Here is a 19,726-nt window from a genome sequence, read left to right as displayed (position 1 = left end):
GATGTCGGGGGAGACCAAAACCGTGTTCATTGACCGTATATTGTCGCGCTTTAACATCCAGACGAAGGTGCTGATTTTCATTCTGCCTTTCGTCATCAGCATTTCCGCTGTCGGCTTCACCGGGCTCTATGCGTCGGGTCTGTTGCAGGGCCGCATCGAAATCTCGAACAGCGTGCTGCAGTCTTTGAGCGGTTTCCGCGACGTCTCCGCCTCGATGAGCAGCTTTCTCGCCAATACGACCGAAGAGGCCAAGGCTGATCTGACCGGTCGCCTCGAGCAGCAGCGACGGGATCTGGACAGCACGCTGGCCCAGCTTGCTCCCGACGCCGATGGTCGTGGGGAGTTGGAAGACGCCGGCAAGCTGATCGACAAGGTCTTCGTCCATATCAACGATCTCTGGACCTTGCATGCTTCGGAGAAGGCGCTTGTCGAAACCCTCCAGCAGGGTGGCAAGCAGGTCGTCGTCGCGCAGGGGCGCGTGACGGCCGCCATGGCGACCATGGAGCGCGCCGTGCAGGCGGATGACGCTGCTGCCAAGACGATGCTGCGCGACGCGGAGAGTATTCGCAGCACCGGCACCTTCCTCACCGAAACGAATTCCGCTTTCACCAAGGCCAAGACGCCGGAGGAGAAATTCGCCGTCATCGGGGAGCGCATCGACGAGATCCTTGCCCGCCAGCAGGTGCTGGCGGAAGTGCTGCCGAAAGCGAACCTGTCGGCCGCCAAGACGCTTGAGAAGATCGGCGGCGAGTTGAAGGCAGCGCTCGCAAGCAACGATATGTCCGAGGATGTAATCAAAAGCATGACCTCTCAGCTTCGTAATTTCACGCAGCTCAATGCCTATCTCGGCCTTGCCGCGCAGCAGAAGATGAAGGAAGCGACGATCAAGTTCGGCGAACTCGATGCGCCGCTCGCCAAGGCCCAGGCTGTCATCGAAGACGGTCGACAGGTCATGGCCGCCGGCTATGCCGTGCAGATCATGATGGCCCGTTTTCTGCTGGAGCCGACCGAGCAGAACCGCATGCTGCTGGAGCAGCAGTTCAACGCTGTGAAAAAGTTCCTTGCAGAACTCGACAAGACGGCCGCCGATCAGCCGATCCTAATGCAGGTCAAGAAGGATCTCGGCCCGGCTGTCGATACGATGATCGGTGCCAGCGCCGAGCTCGTGAAGGTCAGCCAGGAACGCAAGGCAAGCTTCGAAGAGGCGGCAGCAGATCTCAACGTCATCTGGAGGCAGCTTACGACCTTTGCGGAGATGCAGAAGGTTTCGGCTGGCCAGGAACGGCAGGAGGCCAACTCCATCTCGATCAGCGCGACCGCGCTCGGCATCCTGATCTCCATCTTCGCCGGCATCGGTCTTGTGCTCACCTTCAAGGGTCCGATTGGCCAGATCACCGGCGCCATGCGTCGCCTGGCTGAAGGTGTTCTCGATACCAAGATCAATGGCGAAGCCCGTGTTGACGAGATCGGCGAGATGGCCCGTGCGCTCGGCGTCTTCAAGCAGAACGCGCTGTCGAAGATCGAAATCGAAAGCCGCAGCGAGGCGGAGCGCGCTCAGGCTGAGGAAGAACGCCGCCGCAACGACCTTGAGAAGCAGGAGATCGATCGCCAGATCGACTTCGCCGTCAATGCGCTTGCCACCGGTCTCGGCCGCCTCGCCAAGGGCGACATCTCCGAAACCATCGACACGCCGTTCCATGGCCGTCTTGAGCAGTTGCGCAACGACTTCAACCAGTCGCTCGAGCATCTGCAGGATACGATGACGCAGATCCGCTCGAACACCTACATGATCCAGCGCAATGCCGCCGAGATGAGCAGTGCTGCCGATCAGCTGGCCAAGCGCACCGAGCAGCAGGCGGCTTCACTCGAAGAAACGGCCGCCGCCGTCGATGAGATCACCGTGACCGTCAAGTCGTCTGCGGAGCGGGCAGAGGAAGTGAACAACATCGTCGCCGATACCAAGGGCCGTGCCGATACCTCGTCAACGGTTGTCGGAAACGCCATCGATGCCATGGGTCGCATCGAAGACGCGTCTGGCCAGATCGTCCAGATCATCGACGTCATTGACGAGATCGCCTTCCAGACCAATCTGCTGGCGCTCAATGCCGGCATCGAGGCGGCGCGTGCGGGCGAAGCCGGCAAGGGCTTTGCGGTCGTTGCGCAGGAAGTGCGCGAACTGGCACAGCGCTCGGCGGGGGCTGCCCAGCAGATCAAGGACCTCATTCACAAGTCGAGCACGGAAGTCTCTTCCGGCGCCAAGCTGGTGCAGCAGACAGGGTCTGTGCTCGCCGAGATCTCAGCCAACATCATCACGGTTGCTGACCGCGTCTCGGTCATCGCCATGGCCAGCCGCGACCAGTCGAATGCGCTGGCCGAGGTCAACTCCTCCGTCAACGAGATGGATCAGATGACCCAGCGCAACGCCGCTATGGTCGAGGAAACCAATGCGGCGACCCGCCAGCTGGCCGACGAGGCCGATGCGCTGATGCAGCTCGTCAACCAGTTCAAGCTCGCGCCTGAGGGCCGCCGTCAGCAGGCCATGCACACCCATCATCGCGCCGCCTGATTGCCGCCAATCGCTGCAAGATCACGAGCCGCCGGTCCCTGTGGATCGGCGGCTTTTTCGCGACCGGACATTGTCGCGTGAAAGCCGGGTTGGAAAGCTGCAGACAGGCAGCTATCCTTTGGACAAGGAGGAGCGCGCATTTGACGATCGGAATGGTACCACCCGCACGGCGATTGGCCGCAGCACGGCGCATGATCATCGCGCTCGTTCTGGTTCTGCTTGCCGCAAGCCTGGCGCTGCTGACGGTCGGCAACCGGCTGATCACGCGCAAGGTCATGGAAGAGGCCTCGCTCCAGGCCAATAGCGCATTGCGTCTGGCGAGTTCGGCCTTGTCAGGCCATCTCAGCCGCTACGAAACGCTGCCTGCACTGATCGCCGACCACGACGACATGAAGGAGCTTGTTCTCGATCCCGGCAATCCGGCGCTTCGCGATGCGACCAATCGTTATCTCAAAGAGATCAACGCGCTGCTCGAATCCTCCGACATCTATGTGATGACGATGGATGGAAACACGATCGCGGCGAGCAATTTCGACGGGGCGGCGAGCTTTGTCGGCGAGAACTTCAGCTACCGTCCCTATTTCTACGAAGCAGCGGCCGGCAAGCAGGCGCGCTTCTATGCGCTTGGCACGACATCGGCCAAGCGCGGCTACTATTTCTCTTCGCCGATCGAAGTGAACGGCGCGGTGCGCGGCGTCATCGCCTTCAAGGTCGACATCGAGGAGATCGAGACCTCCTGGCGCGGCGGTGAATACAAGATCCTGGTGCATGATCCCGAGGGCATCATCTTCATGACCGGCAACCCGGAATGGCTCTATGCCTCGGTCCTGCCGCTGACACCCGAACGTCTCGAACGGACCACCGCCTCCCGGCGGTATTCGGACGCCGTCCTGCGGGAATTGCCGATCAAGCGCGGTGCACTCGACGACCATGTGTTGATGACCATCAACCAGAGCGATGGAAATCGCGAATATCTCGTGCTGCAACATTATATGCCGGATGCCGACTGGACCGTGAAGGTGTTGTTCGACACCGGCACCATTCACGCCCAGGCGCGCACCATGCTGGTCGCCATCCTGCTGTTTCTCTGCCTCTTCGTTCTGGGGCTCGCCGTGGTCATCCAGCGCCGCGCGCGGCTGCAGGAGCGCATGCACATGCAGATCGAAGCTCAGGCCGAGCTGGAGCGGCGGGTCGAGGAGCGCACGGCCGATCTGGCGCGCGTCAACCTGCAACTGCGTCAGACCCAGGCCGATCTCATCCAGGCGGGTAAGCTCGCCGGTCTCGGCCAGATGTCGGCGGCTCTGTCGCATGAGTTCAACCAGCCGCTTGCCGCTGCGAAGACCTATGCCGACAGCGCGACGATGCTGATCGATCGCAACCGGATACCAGAAGCACGCGACAATCTTGGGCGCATTTCCAGCCTGATCGACCGCATGGCATCGATCTCGCGCCATCTGCGCAACTTCGCTCGCAAGCCGAACGAGAAGCTTGGCCCGATCTCGATCGAAGAGGTGGTTCGCGAGACGCTCGAGATCGTCTCGGCCCGGCTTGGGACAGCCGATGCCAGCCTGTCTCTCAGTTTCGAGCCCGGTCTGCCAGCCGTCCAGGGTGGCCCCGTGCGTCTGCAGCAGGTTCTGGTCAACATTCTCACCAATGCCTGCGATGCCGTCGAGGGTTTGGAAGACCGCAAGATTGAGCTCTCGGCGCGGAGTGCTCACGGACACGTGGTGATCGAGATTGCCGACCGTGGGCCAGGGGTTCCGCCGGCAATCGTCGAGCGTATCTTCGATCCCTTCTTCACCACCAAGGGCGTGGGCAAGGGGCTTGGTCTCGGTCTTTCCATTTCCTACAATATCATCAAGGATTTCGGCGGCAGCCTGACGGTCGGCAAACGGGAAGGCGGCGGCGCACTCTTTCGCATCGAACTCCTGCAGGCTGAAGCATTGAACGAGGCGGCGGAATGAACTCAGGACAGGTCTTGCTCGTCGATGACGAGGAGGAGCTGCGCTTCTCCACCAGTCAGGCGCTCGAACTGCACGGCCTGCAGGTCAAGGCCTTCGCCTCGGGAGAGGAGATACTCTCGCGGGTCGGTTTCGGTTTCGATGGCGTGGTCGTCAGCGATATCCGCATGCCGGGGATGGACGGCATGACGCTTCTCCACCGCATCCGCGAACTCGATCACGAAATCCCCGTCATTCTCGTGACCGGACATGGCGAGGTGCAGCTTGCGGTCAAGGCGATGCGTGAGGGCGCCTACGACTTCATCGAAAAGCCGTTCGCCAGCCAGGCGCTTGCCGGTGTCGTGCGCCATGCGCTCGACCGCCGGTCTCTGGTGCTCGAGAACCGGCGACTTAGAGCGGTTGCGGGTAAGCGCGACGATATCGAGACGCGGCTTCCGGGGCGCACGCCCGTCATGGTCGACCTGCGTTACCGTGTGCGCGCCATCGGCGCCACCGAAGCGGATGCGCTGATCATCGGCGAGACGGGTGCCGGCAAGGAGGTCGTGGCGCGCAGCCTGCACGACGTCAGCGCTCGGTCGAAGGGACCGTTCATCGCGATCAACTGCGCCTCGCTGCCGGAGACGCTGATCGAAAGCGAGCTCTTCGGTCACGAGGCCGGTGCCTTTCCGGGCGCGATCCGCGCGCGCTACGGAAAGTTCGAGCATGGCCGCGGCGGGACGATCCTGCTCGACGAGATCGGCTCCATGCCCTTCGACCTGCAGGCGAAGTTCCTGCGTGTCCTCCAGGAGCGTACCATCACCCGGCTCGGGTCCAACGAGACGGTGCCGCTCGATGTGCGCTTTCTGGCGACCAGCAAGGTCGATCTCGAAAGCGAGGTCGCAGCCGGCCGGTTTCGCGCCGATCTCTTCTACCGGCTCAATGTCGCGACGCTCAGGGTGCCGTCGCTTTCGCAGCGCCGGGCCGATATTCCCCTGCTTTTCCTGCACCTGGTGCGCGAAGCCTCGGCGCGCTACGGCCGCGACGACATGGAGGTCGAGCCGGATATTCTGTCCGAGATCGCCGAGCGCGACTGGCCGGGCAATGTGCGTGAGCTCAGAAATGCTGCGGATCGCCTCGTGCTCGGCATTGAAACCGGGCTCGATGTCACGACCGATCCTGATGCATCCGCCACACGGCTTGCCGAAAAGGTGGCAGCCTATGAAAAGCAATTGATCGCCAGCGCGATTGCGGCCCATGGGGGCGCGCTGAAGCCTGTCTATGAACAGCTCGGCATCTCGCGAAAGACGCTCTACGAGAAGATGCAGAAGCACGGATTGGACAAGAATCTGGCCGTCGACGGCTGAGGCTAGGCCTGGATCGGTCGGATTTCGGTGGGCTCGCGTGCACGAAATGGGTGGCTTTCCACCCATCGACCTGTCGAAATGTTACGATTTCCCCCCATGCGCGGCGTGAAAATGGCCGGGCGCGGGTGAGGGGGGCTCACACCTCGTTGCCTCCCGCTCAAGCCGAGGCTTAGCTCGCACAAGGTCCGGCCCAGAGGAGGCGTCGGACTCTGTCACGTCAAAACATGCAGGGAGGACTTCATGAAAAAGTTCATGATCGCTATGGCTGGTGCCATGGCTCTGACGTTTGCCGCATCCGTTTCCGCTCAGGACAAGGCCGACTGGCCGGGCAGCCTGACCATTGGCACCGCCAGCCAGGGCGGCACCTACTTCATTTACGGCACGGGTCTTGCCGGCCTCATCACCGAAAAGCTGGGTGTCAACGCATCCGCTGAAGTCACCGGCGGTCCTGTCCAGAACGCCACGCTCATCGAGACCGGCGACCATCTGATGGGTCTCGTGACCATGGGTCCGGCCTACGAAGCCTGGACTGGCAACAGCGAACTTGCACCGGGTGTCGAACACAAGAACCTGCGCGCCCTGTTCCCGATGTATCAGACCCCGTTCCAGGTCGTTGCGTTGAAGTCATCCGGCATCACGTCCGTGGCTGACCTCAACGGCAAGCGCGTCTCGGTCGGTCCTGCCGGCGGTACTGCCGCGACCTACTGGCCGCGCTACTTCGAAAGCGTCGGCGTAAAGCCGGTCATCTCCTTCTCGGGTGCCAATGACGCGACCAGCCAGGTGAAGGATGGTCTGATCGACGCCTTCGCTTTTGCTGCCGGCGTTCCGATTTCGGCCTTCGCGCAGATCGCCGCTGAAAACCCGGTCAACATCTTCGGCTTCAGCGCAGAAGAGCAGGCGAAGATCCTCGAAGCCATGCCGGAACTGGCTGCCTTCGAAGTACCCGGTGGTCTCTATCAGGGTTTCCCTGACCCGCAGGGCACGGTCAGCCTCTGGAACTTCGCAGTCGCCAATGCCGAAATGCCTGAGACGCTTGCCTACGAGATCACCAAGCTGGTGATGGAAAACAACGATCGCATGGTCCAGATCCATGCCACGGCCTCTGAGACGATTTCCGCGAACATCGAGAAGAACACCTTCTTGCCGTTCCACCCCGGCTCGGTGCGCTATTTCGAGGAAAAAGGCATCACCATTCCCGATGACCTGAAGGGCCAGTAAAGCCCGGAACCTGCACCTTTCCGTGCAGGCAATTGGCGGCAGCTCTGGCTGCCGCCCTCCTCGTGCAAGATCCGGCTTCCTTATCGGGACACACCACCATGACACAAGCTGACAACATCTCAGCGCAGCAAGCCGCTGGGCCCATCGTGGCTCAGAACGTCGATGACGAGCCGGTTGCGAGCAACCAGCGGCTCCATGCAAACTGGACGAACAAGGCGATCATCGTTCTCTGCATCGCCTATACCGCCTTCCATATCGGGGTGATGAACCTCTATCCGCTCGAAACCTGGACCTATCGCCTGATCCACGTCTGCGGCGGTCTGCTTCTCGGCTTCCTGATCTATTCGGCCGTGCAATTGCCGGTCGCCGTGCCGGAGCGGGTGCGGCGCAATCCGATCGAGTGGCTTCTTCTTCTGGTGGGTGTCGGTGGCATCGGCTACGGCTTTGCCATGATCGCCTATGCCTGGGGCGCCTACTGGGTCGCCGGCATTGCGCGTCCTCCAGCCTTCGTTTTCTCGACCTATGGCCTGCCGCTCCTGGCGGGCACTGCTGCCGCGCTCCTCGCTGCCTGGTTCTTCCCCAGCCGTGACCGGACCCGCGTCGATTGGGCCGACTATGCGCTCGGCGTCGCCTCGATTGCGGTCCTCGGCTATATCCTGTTCAATGTCGGACCGCTTCGTCTGAGAGCTGGAACGGCCATGGCGCAGCCGGCGGACTTCTATGCTGCCCTGGTTGGCGTCATTCTCATCCTCGAAGTGACGCGGCGTGTCGCGGGCCTTGCCCTGGTGGTGATCGCCTCGATCTTCATTCTCTATTCCTTCGCCGGTCCCTATCTGCCCGGCTTCCTCGCCCATCGTGGATACGAGGCACGGCGCTTCTTCACCTACATCTTCACCGACCAGGGCATCCTCAGCGATCCCGTGGCGGTGTCCTCGACCTACATCATCCTGTTCATCACCTTCGCGGCTTTCCTGCAGGCGTCTAAGGTCGGCGATTACTTCGTCAACTTCGCCTTTGCGGCAGCCGGTCGTGCGCGTGGCGGTCCGGCCAAGGTTGCGGTTCTCGCGTCCGGTCTGATGGGCATGATCAACGGCACCTCTGCGGGCAACGTCGTCTCCACGGGCTCGCTGACCATTCCGCTGATGAAGAAGGTGGGTTACCCTGCAAAGACATCAGCGGCGGTTGAAGCTGCAGCGTCCTCCGGCGGCCAGATCATGCCGCCGATCATGGGTGCCGGCGCCTTCATCATGGCGGAAGTGACGGGCATCCCCTACACGGACATCGTGATTGCCGCGATCATCCCGTCGGTTCTCTACTTCGCATCCGTTTACTTCATGGTCGACCTGCAGGCGACGAAACTCGGCATGAAAGGTCTTCCGAAGGAAGAGCTGCCGGTCTTCAAGGAGCTGCTGAAGCAGGTCTACCTGTTCATCCCGATCATCATGCTGATCTACACCCTGTTTGCCGGATATTCGGTTATCCGCGCCGGTACGGTGTCGATGATGGCCGCGGCTGTGGTCAGCTGGCTGACACCGCATCGCATGGGACCGCGATTGCTGGCGAAGGCCTTCGACATCGCCGCACGCATGTCAGTCCAGCTTGTCGCCGTCTGTGCTTGCGCCGGCATCATCGTCGGCGTCATCGCGCTGACGGGCGTCGGGGCTCGCTTCTCCAGCCTGCTCCTGGGCATTGCCGAACAGAACCAGCTGCTGGCGCTGTTCTTCGCCATGTGCATTTCCATCGTGCTGGGCATGGGCATGCCGACGACCGCTGCCTATGCCGTTGCCGCAGCCGTGGTGGCGCCCGGTCTGGTCAATCTCGGCATTCCGGTTCTGACCGCACACTTCTTCGTCTTCTACTTTGCGGTGATGTCAGCGATCACACCGCCGGTGGCGCTCGCTGCGTACGCAGGGGCAGCGCTCGCGGGATCCGATCCGATGAAGACCTCCGTCGAGAGCTTCAAGATCGGCCTCGCAGCCTTCGTGGTGCCGTTCATGTTCTTCTACTCTCAGGCCATGCTGATGCAGGGTACCTGGCTGGAAATCCTGCATGTGTTCGTGTCGGCAAGCCTCGGCATCTATATGCTCGCGGCTGCGGTTCAGGGATGGTTCTTCGGTGCACTCGGGGCGCCGCTGCGGCTTGTCTTGCTTGCAGGCGCACTCAGCATGATCAGTGGCGGACTGGTCTCCGACGTGATCGGACTGGTCGTCGGGGGCTCGCTCTTCCTCTATCAGCGTCGCTTTGTCACCACGGAAGCGATAGCGCGCGGGGTGGACTAAGCGTCTCCTTGGAAGCATCGATCAGAACTATGGGAGGGCGGCACCGACAGAGCGCCGCCCTTTTCGTTAGCGCCACGCCGCTTTCAGCGTCACCGTGTGCCGGGTGCGAAGAGGGAGGTCCAGTTGCGGATGAACTCTTCCCGGGTGGCCCGATCCTGGGCTGCAAGCAAAGCAGGGCCGACACGGATCGGCCTGCCGATGCCGGATTCGATCAGCGAGATCGGACCGTCCACACCCGGGGGCAGAGGGGCGTTTTCGGCAAAATAGAAGGCTTTCTCGCGGGCCACCTTCTGGCCGCGCTCGGAAACCAGGTAGTCGACGAAGCGGGCGGCGAGATCCGGCTGGGGCGAATGGGTCGGGATCATCGCGCCGCGGGTCAGGATCAGCGTGTAATCGCGGGGAACGACCACCTGCATGTCGTTGTTGCGCAGATAGCGCGCATAGGCATAGGAACCGAGGATGTTGTAGGCGATCTTCAGCCTGCCTTGCTCGATCAGATCGAGCACTTCCTTGTTGCAGCAGCTGGTCACCACCTGGGCGCGGCTGAAGCTCTCCAGCAGGCGGCCATAACTTGTCGGTGCCTGCTGGGCATCGTGAAAGGCGAGGAGATAGCCGACGCCTGATAGCTGAACATTGTAGGTGCCGATCCGGGTCCAGTATTCGTCCGGCTTGCGGCGCAAGAGTTCGGCGATCTCAACATGCGAGCGCGGCACATCCTCCGGCGGCACTTGCGCGGCGTCATAGACGATCACGGCGGGCTCGAAGGCGAAGCCGAAGATTTCGTCGCGCCAGTTGGCCCAGGCCGAAACACGCTCCGTTTCCTCCGACTGGTGGGATCTTGCGCATCCGTCATTGGCGAGCTTGACGAGGTGGTCGACCGAGGAGGAAATCCACAGGTCGCCGTGGCTCCGCCGCTGGCGACAAGCCAGTTCCGCCTCGCGAAAGAGATCGTTGCTGACATAGTCGTTGAATTCGACCGTCACGTCGCGCGCCATGTCCTGGAAGTCCCGGATCAGAGGTGCAATGACGTCGGCGTCCGTTACGCCGTTGATGATAAGTCTTGTCCGCTCCTGTCCAGGTGCCGGGAAGACCGAGCGTTCCCCCTCGAGGGCGAGTGCCGAGGTCGATGCCAGGGCCGCGGCTACGAGACCAGACACTACGGTTCGGAACGTCGTCGACAGGCTCATGCGTTCGACCTCGCATCGATCAGCGGAAGTTCAAGGAAAACGGTGAAACCTGTCTCTGGTGTCCTTTCGCGGAAGGCCAGCGCGCCGTTCAGCGTCGTTGCTACCTCAGAGGCGATGGCAAATCCGAGGCCAGAACTGCCTTCGCCCGACTTCGACGAAACGAAGCGGCGCGTGACTTGAGCCCAGTCCTGGGCCGGGATGCCGGGGCCGTCGTCTTCCACCTCGACCAGAACGAAATCGCCGCGACGGATCACACGCACGGCAAGGCTCGACACCACACCATGACGCAGCGAGTTGTCGATGACATTGACGATCGCCTCGCGGAGGCTCAAGCCATCGCCGAGCACCATCAACGGCTCCGGCGGCGCCTCGAAGGAGACAACGATGTCGGGGTCGATGGTGATCGGCACGGCAGCCCGGAAGGCCTTGCGCGCGACATCGACGACGTCGATCGGCGAGAGCTGCACGGAATCGAAGCGGTGGATGACCATGGCATGGTTGAGCAACTGCGTGGTGAAGCGCGCAAGCTCCGACGCCCGGTTCTTCACCCGGTCGAGGTGGCGGCGGTCATTCTCCGAAAGCGCGTCTTCATTGATCAGGCTCACCTGGGCCGATAGCGCCGTGAGGGGAGTTCGGATCTGATGGGCGCTGTCGGCGATGAAGCGCTGCAACAGCTGCAACCGATCATCCAGCCGGCGCATGAAGTGATTGATGGACTCCACGAAGGGCGAGAGTTCACGGGGTACGTCGACGGCAAGCGGTGTCAGGTCCTGGCTGTCGCGGCGGCGAAGCGTGTCGCCGAGCGCATCCAGTGGCCGCAACGAGTAACGCACGGCAAGGATGGTCCCCCCAAGCGCAAGCAGGCTCATGACGACAACGAGCACCAGGGCGCGGGTCGTTAACTCGGTCGTCAGTTCCTGACGAGCCTCGATGGTCTGGGCGATCAGGACCTTGGCCCAACCACCGAGTGAGGGATCGGCAATCGCGCGGCTCGCGGCCACCATGCGCACCGGCTGATCGCGGAAGCGCGACGTCTGGAACAGGACATCGGTGCGGGCATTGGCGATGTCGACAGGGAACTCCAGGTCCTCATAGCCGGTCAGCGTCGAAGCGTCGGGTGCCATGACGCGGTAGAAGATCTTGTCTCGCGGTGCGAGGCCGAGCAGTTCGAAGGCACTCGGCGGCAGGTTGACCGCGATGCGGCCTTCTTCCACCACCAGACTATCAAGGATCTGGATTGCCGCGCCCTGCAGGAGCCGGTCATAGGCCTCGTCGGCTGCCGCACGGGCATAAAGCCACGCCGCCGTCATCAGGATCGCGGCGCCACCCGCCAGCACGATCGCAACGCGGATGACGAGGCGTGCAAAGAGGGAGCGCCTAGTCCTCTGCATCGGACACCAATTGATATCCCACACCACGCACAGTCACGATCCGCGCCCTGGCGCCTTCGAGCTTCTTTCTCAGACGTCCGACATAAAGTTCGATGGCATTCGGGCCTGCCGGTTCGTCGAAGCCGAACAGCTGGTCGAGCAACTGGTCCTTGCTGAAGACGCGTCCCGGACGGCTTGCCAGGATTTCGAGCAGGGTCATTTCGCGGCGCTTCAGTTGCACCTCGCGGTTGCCGACCTTGACCGTCCGCTGGGTGCGGTCGAGCAACACGTCACCACAGGCAATCACGTTGGTCGCCTCGCCACCGGCATGTCGCCGCAGCAGCACGCGGGCACGAGCTTCGAGTTCCCGGAAATCGAAGGGTTTCACCAGGTAATCGTCCGCGCCAAGGTCAAGGGCGCCGACGCGGTCGTCGATTTCCGAACGGGCCGTCAACACGAGGACAGGCACGGTCGAGCCCTGGTCACGCATCCGCTTCAGGATCGAGAAGCCATCCATGCCCGGCAGCATGACATCCAGGATCACCAGATCATATTCGGTGAAGTCGAGGATCTCGGAGGCCGCACGACCGTCCGTCTCCCAATCGACCGTATGGCCAATGGTTTCAAAGCGGCGAGAGATGGCCTCTCCAACGTCGAGCGTGTCTTCCACGAGCAGAATGCGCATGGCCGGACGCTCGCATGTCTGACTGCCGCGATCAAGGTGAGGTGACGCTAGCATCGGCCGGGGAAAACGCGATCTGAGAGCTTTCCCGTCCAGTTACTTTCGAACGCGACGTTCAATCGAGCAACGCCGCCACCATGGGCGCCGTTCGATGTCCTCTGCCAGGTTCCGATGTTCGGCTGCTCGAGCCTCGTCTCAGGCCTGCGCCTCCATGGAAACCAAGGCTTCCGTAGGCGGTGATTTCATGGCTTCGATCAGTGATGCCATGATCGCGCTGCGAAGCGCATAAGTGTTTGCGGTGGTTTTCTTGTGATCCAGCCTCTGCGCCGCGACAACCAGATTTGCGCCTTGCTGCATGACGATCTGTTGAGCCCGGACCATCGCCCAGGTCTCGATATCAGTCTGTTCCCTCATGTCCGCATCCCCAGCTAAGTCATTTAGCCCGCGAGGCTTTCTCGAATCAGCCTCGTATTCGAGAATATCCTATTATTTAAATTGATTAAATGAGGTACCCAAAAAAGGTCATGAAATGACGACGATGCCGGTTGATATTTTAAGAGTGACCTGTGTAGCCGCTTTCAATCTTCCTTAAGAGCCCCGCGCTTTAATGCATGCTCGGCTTCAAGGAGACAACATGACCTGCCAAGGTTGCAAGAATGGGGCTGCGTTCAGCTCCACGTTCACGATGGCCTTCCAGCCGATCATGGATACGCGTCGCGGAGAGATTTTCGCACATGAGGCGCTTGTGAGAGGCGCTGACGGGAGCGGGGCAGGTTCCGTCCTGTCCCTGGTCGATCCTGACAACCGCTATGCGTTCGATCAGCAGTGTCGCGTGCGGGCCATCGAGCTGGCGGCTCACCTCTTTCCGCGCAGCAACATGCCGCATCTGTCGATCAACTTCATGCCCAATGCCGTCTATGAGCCGCGCGCCTGCATCCGACAGACGCTGGAGACTGCTAGGCGCACCGATTTTCCGCTCGATCGCATCATCTTCGAATTCACCGAAGTCGAGAAGCTCGACACGGCGCATCTGCTCAACATTCTCCGAAGCTACCGCGAGATCGGCTTCAAGACGGCGATCGACGATTTTGGCGCGGGCTATTCCGGGCTCAATCTTCTGACCCGCTTCCAGCCTGACCTTGTGAAACTCGACATGGATCTGATCCGGGGCATCGATACCGATGCGGTCAAGCAGGTCGTGGTCCGGCGGACGCTCGACATGCTGCGCGATCTCGGCGTGACCGCCGTCTGCGAGGGTGTGGAGACGGCTGGCGAGCTTCAGGTGTTGACGGAACTCGGCGTCGATCTGATCCAGGGCTACTACATCGCCCGTCCGACCTTCGAGGGGCTGAGCCCGGTTTCCCTGGCGCTTGCGGCCTGATCGAGGCCAGTCCGTTTCAAACAAGGAGGGGCCGCCTGCGACAGGCGGCCCCTTGATTTATTGCGAGAGCGGATCTCAGAAGTCCATGCCGCCGGCCGGCATCGCCGGGGCTGCGTCCTTCTTCGGCTTCTCGGCAATCATCGCCTCAGTCGTGATCAGGAGGCCAGCAACGGAGGCTGCATCCTGAAGCGCCGTGCGGACCACCTTAGCGGGATCGATGACGCCCTGGGCGAAGAGGTCGCCATAGTCGCCGGTCTGGGCATTCCAGCCAAAGGCGAAGTCGGGCTTCTCGCGCAGCTTGCCGACGATGATCGAGCCTTCGGCGCCGGCATTCTCGGCGATCTGACGGACCGGGGCCTCGATCGCACGGCGGATGATGTCGATGCCGACGCGCTGGTCTTCATTGGCGGTCTTCAGGTTTTCGAGCGCTTTGACCGAACGCAGCAGGGCAACGCCGCCACCGGGCAGAATGCCTTCCTCGACCGCTGCACGGGTCGCATGCAGGGCGTCGTCGACGCGGTCCTTCTTCTCCTTCACCTCGACTTCCGTCGAGCCGCCGACGCGGATGACGGCAACGCCGCCGGCAAGCTTGGCCAGGCGCTCCTGCAGCTTCTCGCGGTCGTAGTCGGAGGAGGTTTCCTCGATCTGCGCCTTGATCTGGGCAACGCGGCCGTCGATTTCGCTCTTGGAACCGGCACCGTTGATGATCGTGGTATTTTCCTTCTCGATCGACACCTTCTTGGAACGGCCCAGCATGTTGAGGGTGACGTTTTCGAGCTTGATGCCGAGGTCTTCCGAGATGACCGTACCACCCGTCAGGATGGCGATGTCCTCAAGCATGGCCTTGCGGCGGTCGCCGAAGCCGGGAGCCTTCACGGCCGCGACTTTCAGACCGCCGCGCAGCTTGTTGACGACGAGGGTGGCGAGCGCTTCGCCTTCGACGTCTTCCGCGATGATTACGAGCGGCTTGCCCGACTGGACCACGGCTTCAAGCACCGGCAGCAGAGCCTGCAGGTTCGAGAGCTTCTTCTCGTGGATCAGGATGTAGGGGTCGTCGAGTTCGACGCGCATCTTCTCCTGATTGGTCACGAAATAGGGGCTCAGATAACCGCGGTCGAACTGCATGCCTTCGACGACTTCGAGTTCGGTCTCGGCAGTCTTGGCTTCCTCGACTGTGATCACGCCGTCATTGCCGACCTTCTCCATGGCTTCGGCCAGATAGCGGCCGATCTCGGTATCGCCATTGGCCGAGATGGTGCCGACCTGGGCGATCTCAGCGTTGTTCGAGATCTTGCGCGCATTGGCCTTCAGCTCCGCGACGACGGCTTCGACGGCAAGATCGACGCCGCGCTTCAGGTCCATCGGGTTCATGCCTGATGCGACGGCCTTGGCGCCTTCCTTGACGATCGCCTGGGCAAGAACGGTCGCGGTGGTCGTCCCGTCCCCGGCGAGGTCGTTGGTCTTGGAAGCGACTTCGCGCAGCATCTGCGCGCCCATGTTCTCGAACTTGTCTTCCAGTTCAATTTCCTTGGCAACCGAGACGCCGTCCTTTGTGATGCGCGGCGCGCCGAAGGACTTGTCGATGACGACATTGCGGCCCTTTGGGCCCAGCGTCACCTTCACGGCATTGGCGAGGATGTCGACGCCACGCAGCATCTTCTCGCGGGCATCGGTGTTAAACTTTACTTCTTTTGCAGCCATGGTTCACTCCTCAAAGGCAAATGATGACTGATGGTTCTCAGGCGGCTTTCTTTTCGGCGGCCTGGGCTTCGATCACGCCCATGATGTCGGCTTCCTTCATGATCAGCAGCTCTTCGCCGTCGATCTTGATTTCGGTGCCGGACCACTTGCCGAAGAGAACGCGATCACCGACCTTGACGTCGAGGGCGAGGATCTGGCCCTGATCGTTGCGGGCGCCGGGGCCGACGGCGATGACTTCGCCTTCCTGCGGCTTTTCCTTGGCAGTGTCTGGGATGATGATGCCGCCCTTGGTCTTTTCCTCGGACGAAACGCGGCGGACGACGATACGGTCGTGCAGCGGACGGAACTTCATGTTTTCCTCCTGGACAAACAAAATGGAACGTCCCCAAAGGCCGGACCGGATGAGGTCCGGACGGGTTGCCGGACCCTTTCCTGGCATCCGGCGCGCGATGATTTGGTTTTTCCGATTTTATCTTTCAAGAGGATCGCTCAAAAAAATCAGCACTCTCGGATCCCTGCTGCTAACAGGCTGAATTTCAATCACAAATTCAAGTCGCCTCTTGCCAGATCGCGAATTTTTGTCAAACTTTTTATCGTCGATGACCACGAGGGAAACCGCATGAAATCTTCCAATGACTTCACCCTCCAGATGGAGGGCTACGGCCTGACCACGGCACACATCCTGTACCGCATGCCAGACTTCCGCTCGGTGCTGCAGACGTTCCTCTGGCAGGACTACGATCTGGCTCCCGACTTCCCGCAGATGACGAAGTTTCTCGATTTCTGGCGGACCAATCTGGATGGTGACCTGCATTCCGTGCGTTTCAGCCACAAGCGGCTGATCGGCCCGAACGAGTGGCGCAAGGTGGACGGCGAATTCAACCTCCACTGAGGATACTGGATCCAACGGGACGACGGGAACAAGGCAGGCTGGTGGGCGTTTGTCCGGGTCGGACACCCCACCCCCCAAGGATGCCAGCATGCCCTTTCCCGTTTCGACCTACCGTTTGCAGTTTCGCGGCGGCATGGACTTCGATGGCGCCATCGGGCTCGTGCCCTATCTCAAGCGCCTCGGCATCACCCATCTCTACGCGTCGCCCGTGTTTGCCGCGACCGACGGCTCGACACACGGCTATGACGTCACCGATGCCAATGTCATCGATCCCGTGCTTGGCGGCCGGGAGGGGCTCGAACGGCTGGCTGCCGCTTTGAAGGCCGAAGGTCTCGGCCTGATCCTCGACATCGTGCCGAACCACATGGCAGCCAGTCTTGAGAACCCATGGTGGCGCAGCGTCATCGAGTGGGGCGAGGCGAGCCGCTACGGGCACTATTTCGACATCGACTGGAGCCAGCGGCTCACGCTTCCGTTTCTCGGCAAGCCGTTCGAGCAGGCTGTGGTGGATGGAGAGATCTCGCTCACGCTCGATGCTGACCAAGGGGTACTCGCGCTCGCCTATTTCGATAGTCTCTATCCGCTGAACCCATCGACCTATCCGGCGGCTCTCGCCAGCTGCGAGAATCCCATGGCCGCACCGCTCTCGGATCTCGGGCGCCAGGCGACAGCCGGGGAGGAGGCCGAGTTCCATCAAGCCGTCGTTTCGCTTTGCCGCGAGCATGGTTGCGACGGGCTGCTCGAGGAGCTCCGGGCGAAGGCGCAGGAACATGAGTTTCTGCTCTTTCTCCACGACCTCCAGCCCTTTCGCCTGATGCATTGGACGGAAGCGGCCAAGGGCCTCAACTATCGGCGCTTCTTCGAAATCGCCGGTCTGGTCGGTTTGCGCGTCGAGGCACCGGACGTTTTCGAGGCTGCCCATCGGACGGTGCTTGAGTTAATAGAATCCGGTCAGGTCGACGGCTTGCGCATCGATCATGTCGATGGTCTCGCAGATCCTGGCCGTTACTTGCAGCAGCTGCGCGACGCTGTCGGGCAGGACATTCCAATCTATGTCGAGAAGATCCTGGCGCCGGGAGAGGATCTGCCGAAAGGCTGGCCCGTGCAAGGTTCGACTGGCTACGAATTCATCGCGGCCCAGGTGCCGGTTCTGCTCGATCCCGCGGGCTTCCTCGCCATGCGTCAGGCCTATGCCGGGATCGCCGGGCAACAGACGCCCGTTGCGGACAAGATGCGTGAGGCGAAGCTTCGCATGATCCGGGTCAACTTCGCCGGCGAGGTAAAGGCCCTGGTCGGGCAGGGCGCCGATTTGCTCCGGCTCGACGAGGAGACGATGAACCGCGCCCTGGAAGAGCTTCTCCTCGCCTTCCCACGTTACCGGACCTATGCGGCCCAGGGAGAAATGAGCGCCGAAGATCGCGAACTCGTCGATCAGGTGCTTGAAGGCGCGAAACCTCGACTGGACGAGATGGCGGCTGATGCGGCCTGGTCCATCGCCGATCTTCTGAAAGGCGAAGGGCGCCTTGCGGGTGGGGGCGTCGGAACCGATCTCTTCCGTCGCCGCTTCCAGCAGCTGACCGGGCCGCTGATGGCGAAGTCGCTTGAGGACACGTTGTTCTTCCGCCATGTCGAGTTTCTGGCCTTGAACGAGGTTGGCGGAGAACTGGAGCCGGAAGAGGGTGGCCTCGATCATTTCCATTCCGAGATGCAGCGGCGTGCAAAGACGCAGCCATCCGGGCTTTCCGCCTCCTCAACCCATGACACGAAGCGCGGCGAAGATGCCCGCGCACGTCTCTTCGCCCTTGCCGAGGATGCGCCCCGCTTTGCGGCCCTGATCGAGGGCTGGCGCAAGGCGAATCGGTATGCCGTCATCGACGTCGACGGCAAGCCCGCGCCCGAAGCCGAGGTGGAGTGGATGATCTTTCAGGCCCTGATCGGCCACTGGCCGGTCGATCTCACGACCGACGACCGGGAAGGGATCGCCGATTTCGCCGAGCGCGTCCTAGCCTTCGTGGAAAAGTCTCTACGCGAGGCAAAGCTGCGGACGGATTGGAACGAGGTGGATGAGACCTATGAGGCCGCCGTGAAGGATTATGTCCGCACTCTGCTTCTCGACAGGCCTCACTTCGTCACCGAGTTCGTGCGCGAGATCCAGCCGCTGATATGGGCGGGTTTGACGAACGGCCTGACCCAGACTGTCATCAAACTTACAGCACCTGGCGTTCCTGACATCTATCAGGGAAGCGAAGCGCTCGATTTCAGTTTCGTCGATCCGGACAACAGGCGTCCGCCGCCCTTCGAGACCCTGTCTGCCTTCGATCCGAAGGCGCCGATCTCGTTCAGTGACCCGCGTGCGCTGGCGGAGGGCTGGCTGAAGCAAGCGGTCATCGGCCGCGGCCTGTCGCTTCGCAACCGGCATCCTCAGCTTTTCCTGCACGGGCGGTATCTCCCGTTGACGATCACGGGGCCTCGCCAGTCGCACGTCGTGGCGTTTGCGCGGGAAATAGACGGTGCCGCATCGATCACGGTCGCCTGCCGTCTACCGATCGCCATGCTTCAGGCGGGCGAGGGGCTGACGTCGGAGCAGTTCTGGGGGGATACCCTCGTGGAAATGCCGGAGGCACTTGCGGGGCATGGCTGGACGGAGATCTTGTCTGACCGCCAGCTTTCCGCCGGGAATGGCCTTCTGATGCGGGAGCTGATGGACGGGCAGACGATCGCTCTGCTGATTTCGGGAGCCGGCTGAGCGGCTCCCCTTCAACGCGGATCCAGACGGCCGATCTGGCGATCCGTTCCGTCGGCGGCGACGATACGTTTTTCCGGACTATCAGGCGACGGCGGATCGCGCTCTCGGCAGGAAGCTCACCATCTGCTTGCGCGGGTTTGAACATTGGCGCATGCCGGCTTCGTCTGCCGCCGCGATGAAGGCGCTGCGCGCCAGCTCCGCGGCACGTGCGCCACGCAGGGCATTGCGGCAAAGCCGCAGGGCGCGTTCATAGGCCGGGCCGCGTCTTGTCGGCCACTCCGCGTCGAGAAAATCAAGCGCATCATACGCATTCAGAAAGCGCCGCGTCAGCCCACAGGGCAGTTCCAGTTCGACGGGTACGTTCCAGGTGAAATCGGCTTCTGTCATGCCTTCCTCCGTT

15 protein-coding genes are annotated in these 19,726 nt (G+C 61.8%); 8 read left to right on the top strand and 7 right to left on the bottom strand.

Annotated elements, in window-relative coordinates; all coding sequences use genetic code 11:
- Positions 1-22: 22 nt before the first annotated feature.
- From QWE_RS03615 to QWE_RS03595, 5 genes are all read left to right on the top strand, one after another.
- The gene (locus tag QWE_RS03615; protein ID WP_040299478.1) at positions 23-2,566 is read left to right on the top strand and encodes a methyl-accepting chemotaxis protein; all 2,544 of its coding nucleotides are present in this window, start codon (positions 23-25) and stop codon (positions 2,564-2,566) included.
- Positions 2,567-2,757: 191 nt separating this feature from the next.
- Positions 2,758-4,530, top strand: coding sequence for a sensor histidine kinase (locus QWE_RS03610; protein ID WP_006724718.1), 1,773 nt, complete (start codon positions 2,758-2,760; stop codon positions 4,528-4,530).
- Positions 4,527-5,870 carry a sigma-54-dependent transcriptional regulator gene (locus tag QWE_RS03605; protein WP_006724717.1) on the top strand — a complete coding sequence of 448 codons (1,344 nt, stop codon included), beginning with the start codon at positions 4,527-4,529 and terminating at the stop codon, positions 5,868-5,870. Before QWE_RS03610 ends, QWE_RS03605 begins: the two co-directional genes overlap by 4 nt.
- A 240-nt stretch (positions 5,871-6,110) precedes the next feature.
- Positions 6,111-7,088: a TAXI family TRAP transporter solute-binding subunit gene (locus QWE_RS03600; RefSeq protein ID WP_006724716.1), complete on the top strand. Its 978-nt coding sequence runs from the start codon at positions 6,111-6,113 to the stop codon at positions 7,086-7,088.
- 98 nt (positions 7,089-7,186) lie between these two features.
- Positions 7,187-9,367, top strand: a complete 2,181-nt coding sequence (locus QWE_RS03595) for a TRAP transporter permease (protein WP_006724715.1) — start codon at positions 7,187-7,189, stop codon at positions 9,365-9,367.
- 89 nt (positions 9,368-9,456) lie between these two features.
- Here QWE_RS03595 and QWE_RS03590 read toward each other — a convergent pair whose 3' ends face one another.
- The 4 genes from QWE_RS03590 to QWE_RS03575 form a co-directional block, all read right to left on the bottom strand.
- A complete protein-coding gene (locus QWE_RS03590) occupies positions 9,457-10,554 on the bottom strand; it encodes an ABC transporter substrate-binding protein (RefSeq protein ID WP_006724714.1) in 1,098 nt (365 codons plus the stop codon).
- The gene (locus QWE_RS03585) at positions 10,551-11,945 is read right to left on the bottom strand and encodes a sensor histidine kinase (RefSeq protein ID WP_006724713.1); all 1,395 of its coding nucleotides are present in this window, start codon (positions 11,943-11,945) and stop codon (positions 10,551-10,553) included. Before QWE_RS03585 ends, QWE_RS03590 begins: the two co-directional genes overlap by 4 nt.
- On the bottom strand, positions 11,932-12,609 hold the full coding sequence (locus QWE_RS03580) for a response regulator transcription factor (RefSeq protein WP_006724712.1): 678 nt from the start codon (positions 12,607-12,609) through the stop codon (positions 11,932-11,934). The genes QWE_RS03585 and QWE_RS03580 overlap by 14 nt, the downstream gene beginning before the upstream one ends.
- Before the next feature lie 192 nt (positions 12,610-12,801).
- Positions 12,802-13,020 carry a hypothetical protein gene (locus QWE_RS03575; RefSeq protein ID WP_006724711.1) on the bottom strand — a complete coding sequence of 73 codons (219 nt, stop codon included), beginning with the start codon at positions 13,018-13,020 and terminating at the stop codon, positions 12,802-12,804.
- Between the two features lie 220 nt (positions 13,021-13,240).
- On the opposite strand from QWE_RS03575, the gene QWE_RS03570 reads away from it, so the two are divergent.
- Complete coding sequence (locus QWE_RS03570; protein ID WP_006724710.1) at positions 13,241-13,987, top strand: EAL domain-containing protein; 747 nt, start codon at positions 13,241-13,243, stop codon at positions 13,985-13,987.
- 75 nt (positions 13,988-14,062) lie between these two features.
- Here QWE_RS03570 and groL read toward each other — a convergent pair whose 3' ends face one another.
- Together groL and groES are read right to left on the bottom strand one after the other, a co-directional pair.
- The gene (gene groL / locus QWE_RS03565; protein ID WP_006724709.1) at positions 14,063-15,688 is read right to left on the bottom strand and encodes a chaperonin GroEL; all 1,626 of its coding nucleotides are present in this window, start codon (positions 15,686-15,688) and stop codon (positions 14,063-14,065) included.
- A 37-nt stretch (positions 15,689-15,725) separates the two neighbouring features.
- Positions 15,726-16,040, bottom strand: coding sequence for a co-chaperone GroES (groES, locus tag QWE_RS03560; protein ID WP_006724707.1), 315 nt, complete (start codon positions 16,038-16,040; stop codon positions 15,726-15,728).
- A gap of 267 nt (positions 16,041-16,307) precedes the next feature.
- Between groES and QWE_RS03555 the strand changes: the two genes are divergently transcribed.
- Complete coding sequence (locus tag QWE_RS03555) at positions 16,308-16,580, top strand: usg protein (RefSeq protein WP_006724706.1); 273 nt, start codon at positions 16,308-16,310, stop codon at positions 16,578-16,580.
- 88 nt (positions 16,581-16,668) lie between these two features.
- On the top strand, positions 16,669-19,326 hold the full coding sequence (treY, locus tag QWE_RS03550) for a malto-oligosyltrehalose synthase (protein ID WP_006724705.1): 2,658 nt from the start codon (positions 16,669-16,671) through the stop codon (positions 19,324-19,326).
- Between the two features lie 81 nt (positions 19,327-19,407).
- On the opposite strand, the gene QWE_RS03545 is transcribed toward treY, so the two are convergent.
- Positions 19,408-19,713 (bottom strand): DUF982 domain-containing protein, encoded by a 306-nt coding sequence (locus QWE_RS03545; protein ID WP_006724704.1) that lies wholly within the window; start codon positions 19,711-19,713, stop codon positions 19,408-19,410.
- Positions 19,714-19,726 lie beyond the last annotated feature (13 nt).

This window comes from Agrobacterium albertimagni AOL15 (genome assembly GCF_000300855.1).
Classification (GTDB): Bacteria; Pseudomonadota; Alphaproteobacteria; order Rhizobiales; family Rhizobiaceae; genus Allorhizobium; species Allorhizobium albertimagni.
The sequence above is the reverse complement of the archived record's forward strand: the minus strand, read 5'-3'. Positions and strand labels throughout refer to the sequence as shown.

What these genes read in the sequence shown, in the direction of transcription:
- QWE_RS03610 (WP_006724718.1), top strand. Translation starts at nt 2,758, where the DNA reads ATGATCATCGCGCTCGTTCTGGTTCTGCTTGCCGCAAGCCTGGCGCTG.
- QWE_RS03605 (WP_006724717.1), top strand. Translation starts at nt 4,527, where the DNA reads ATGAACTCAGGACAGGTCTTGCTCGTCGATGACGAGGAGGAGCTGCGC.
- QWE_RS03600 (WP_006724716.1), top strand. Translation starts at nt 6,111, where the DNA reads ATGAAAAAGTTCATGATCGCTATGGCTGGTGCCATGGCTCTGACGTTT.
- QWE_RS03595 (WP_006724715.1), top strand. Translation starts at nt 7,187, where the DNA reads ATGACACAAGCTGACAACATCTCAGCGCAGCAAGCCGCTGGGCCCATC.
- QWE_RS03590 (WP_006724714.1), bottom strand. Translation starts at nt 10,554, where the DNA reads ATGAGCCTGTCGACGACGTTCCGAACCGTAGTGTCTGGTCTCGTAGCC.
- QWE_RS03585 (WP_006724713.1), bottom strand. Translation starts at nt 11,945, where the DNA reads ATGCAGAGGACTAGGCGCTCCCTCTTTGCACGCCTCGTCATCCGCGTT.
- QWE_RS03580 (WP_006724712.1), bottom strand. Translation starts at nt 12,609, where the DNA reads ATGCGCATTCTGCTCGTGGAAGACACGCTCGACGTTGGAGAGGCCATC.
- QWE_RS03575 (WP_006724711.1), bottom strand. Translation starts at nt 13,020, where the DNA reads ATGAGGGAACAGACTGATATCGAGACCTGGGCGATGGTCCGGGCTCAA.
- QWE_RS03570 (WP_006724710.1), top strand. Translation starts at nt 13,241, where the DNA reads ATGACCTGCCAAGGTTGCAAGAATGGGGCTGCGTTCAGCTCCACGTTC.
- groL (WP_006724709.1), bottom strand. Translation starts at nt 15,688, where the DNA reads ATGGCTGCAAAAGAAGTAAAGTTTAACACCGATGCCCGCGAGAAGATG.
- groES (WP_006724707.1), bottom strand. Translation starts at nt 16,040, where the DNA reads ATGAAGTTCCGTCCGCTGCACGACCGTATCGTCGTCCGCCGCGTTTCG.
- QWE_RS03555 (WP_006724706.1), top strand. Translation starts at nt 16,308, where the DNA reads ATGAAATCTTCCAATGACTTCACCCTCCAGATGGAGGGCTACGGCCTG.
- treY (WP_006724705.1), top strand. Translation starts at nt 16,669, where the DNA reads ATGCCCTTTCCCGTTTCGACCTACCGTTTGCAGTTTCGCGGCGGCATG.
- QWE_RS03545 (WP_006724704.1), bottom strand. Translation starts at nt 19,713, where the DNA reads ATGACAGAAGCCGATTTCACCTGGAACGTACCCGTCGAACTGGAACTG.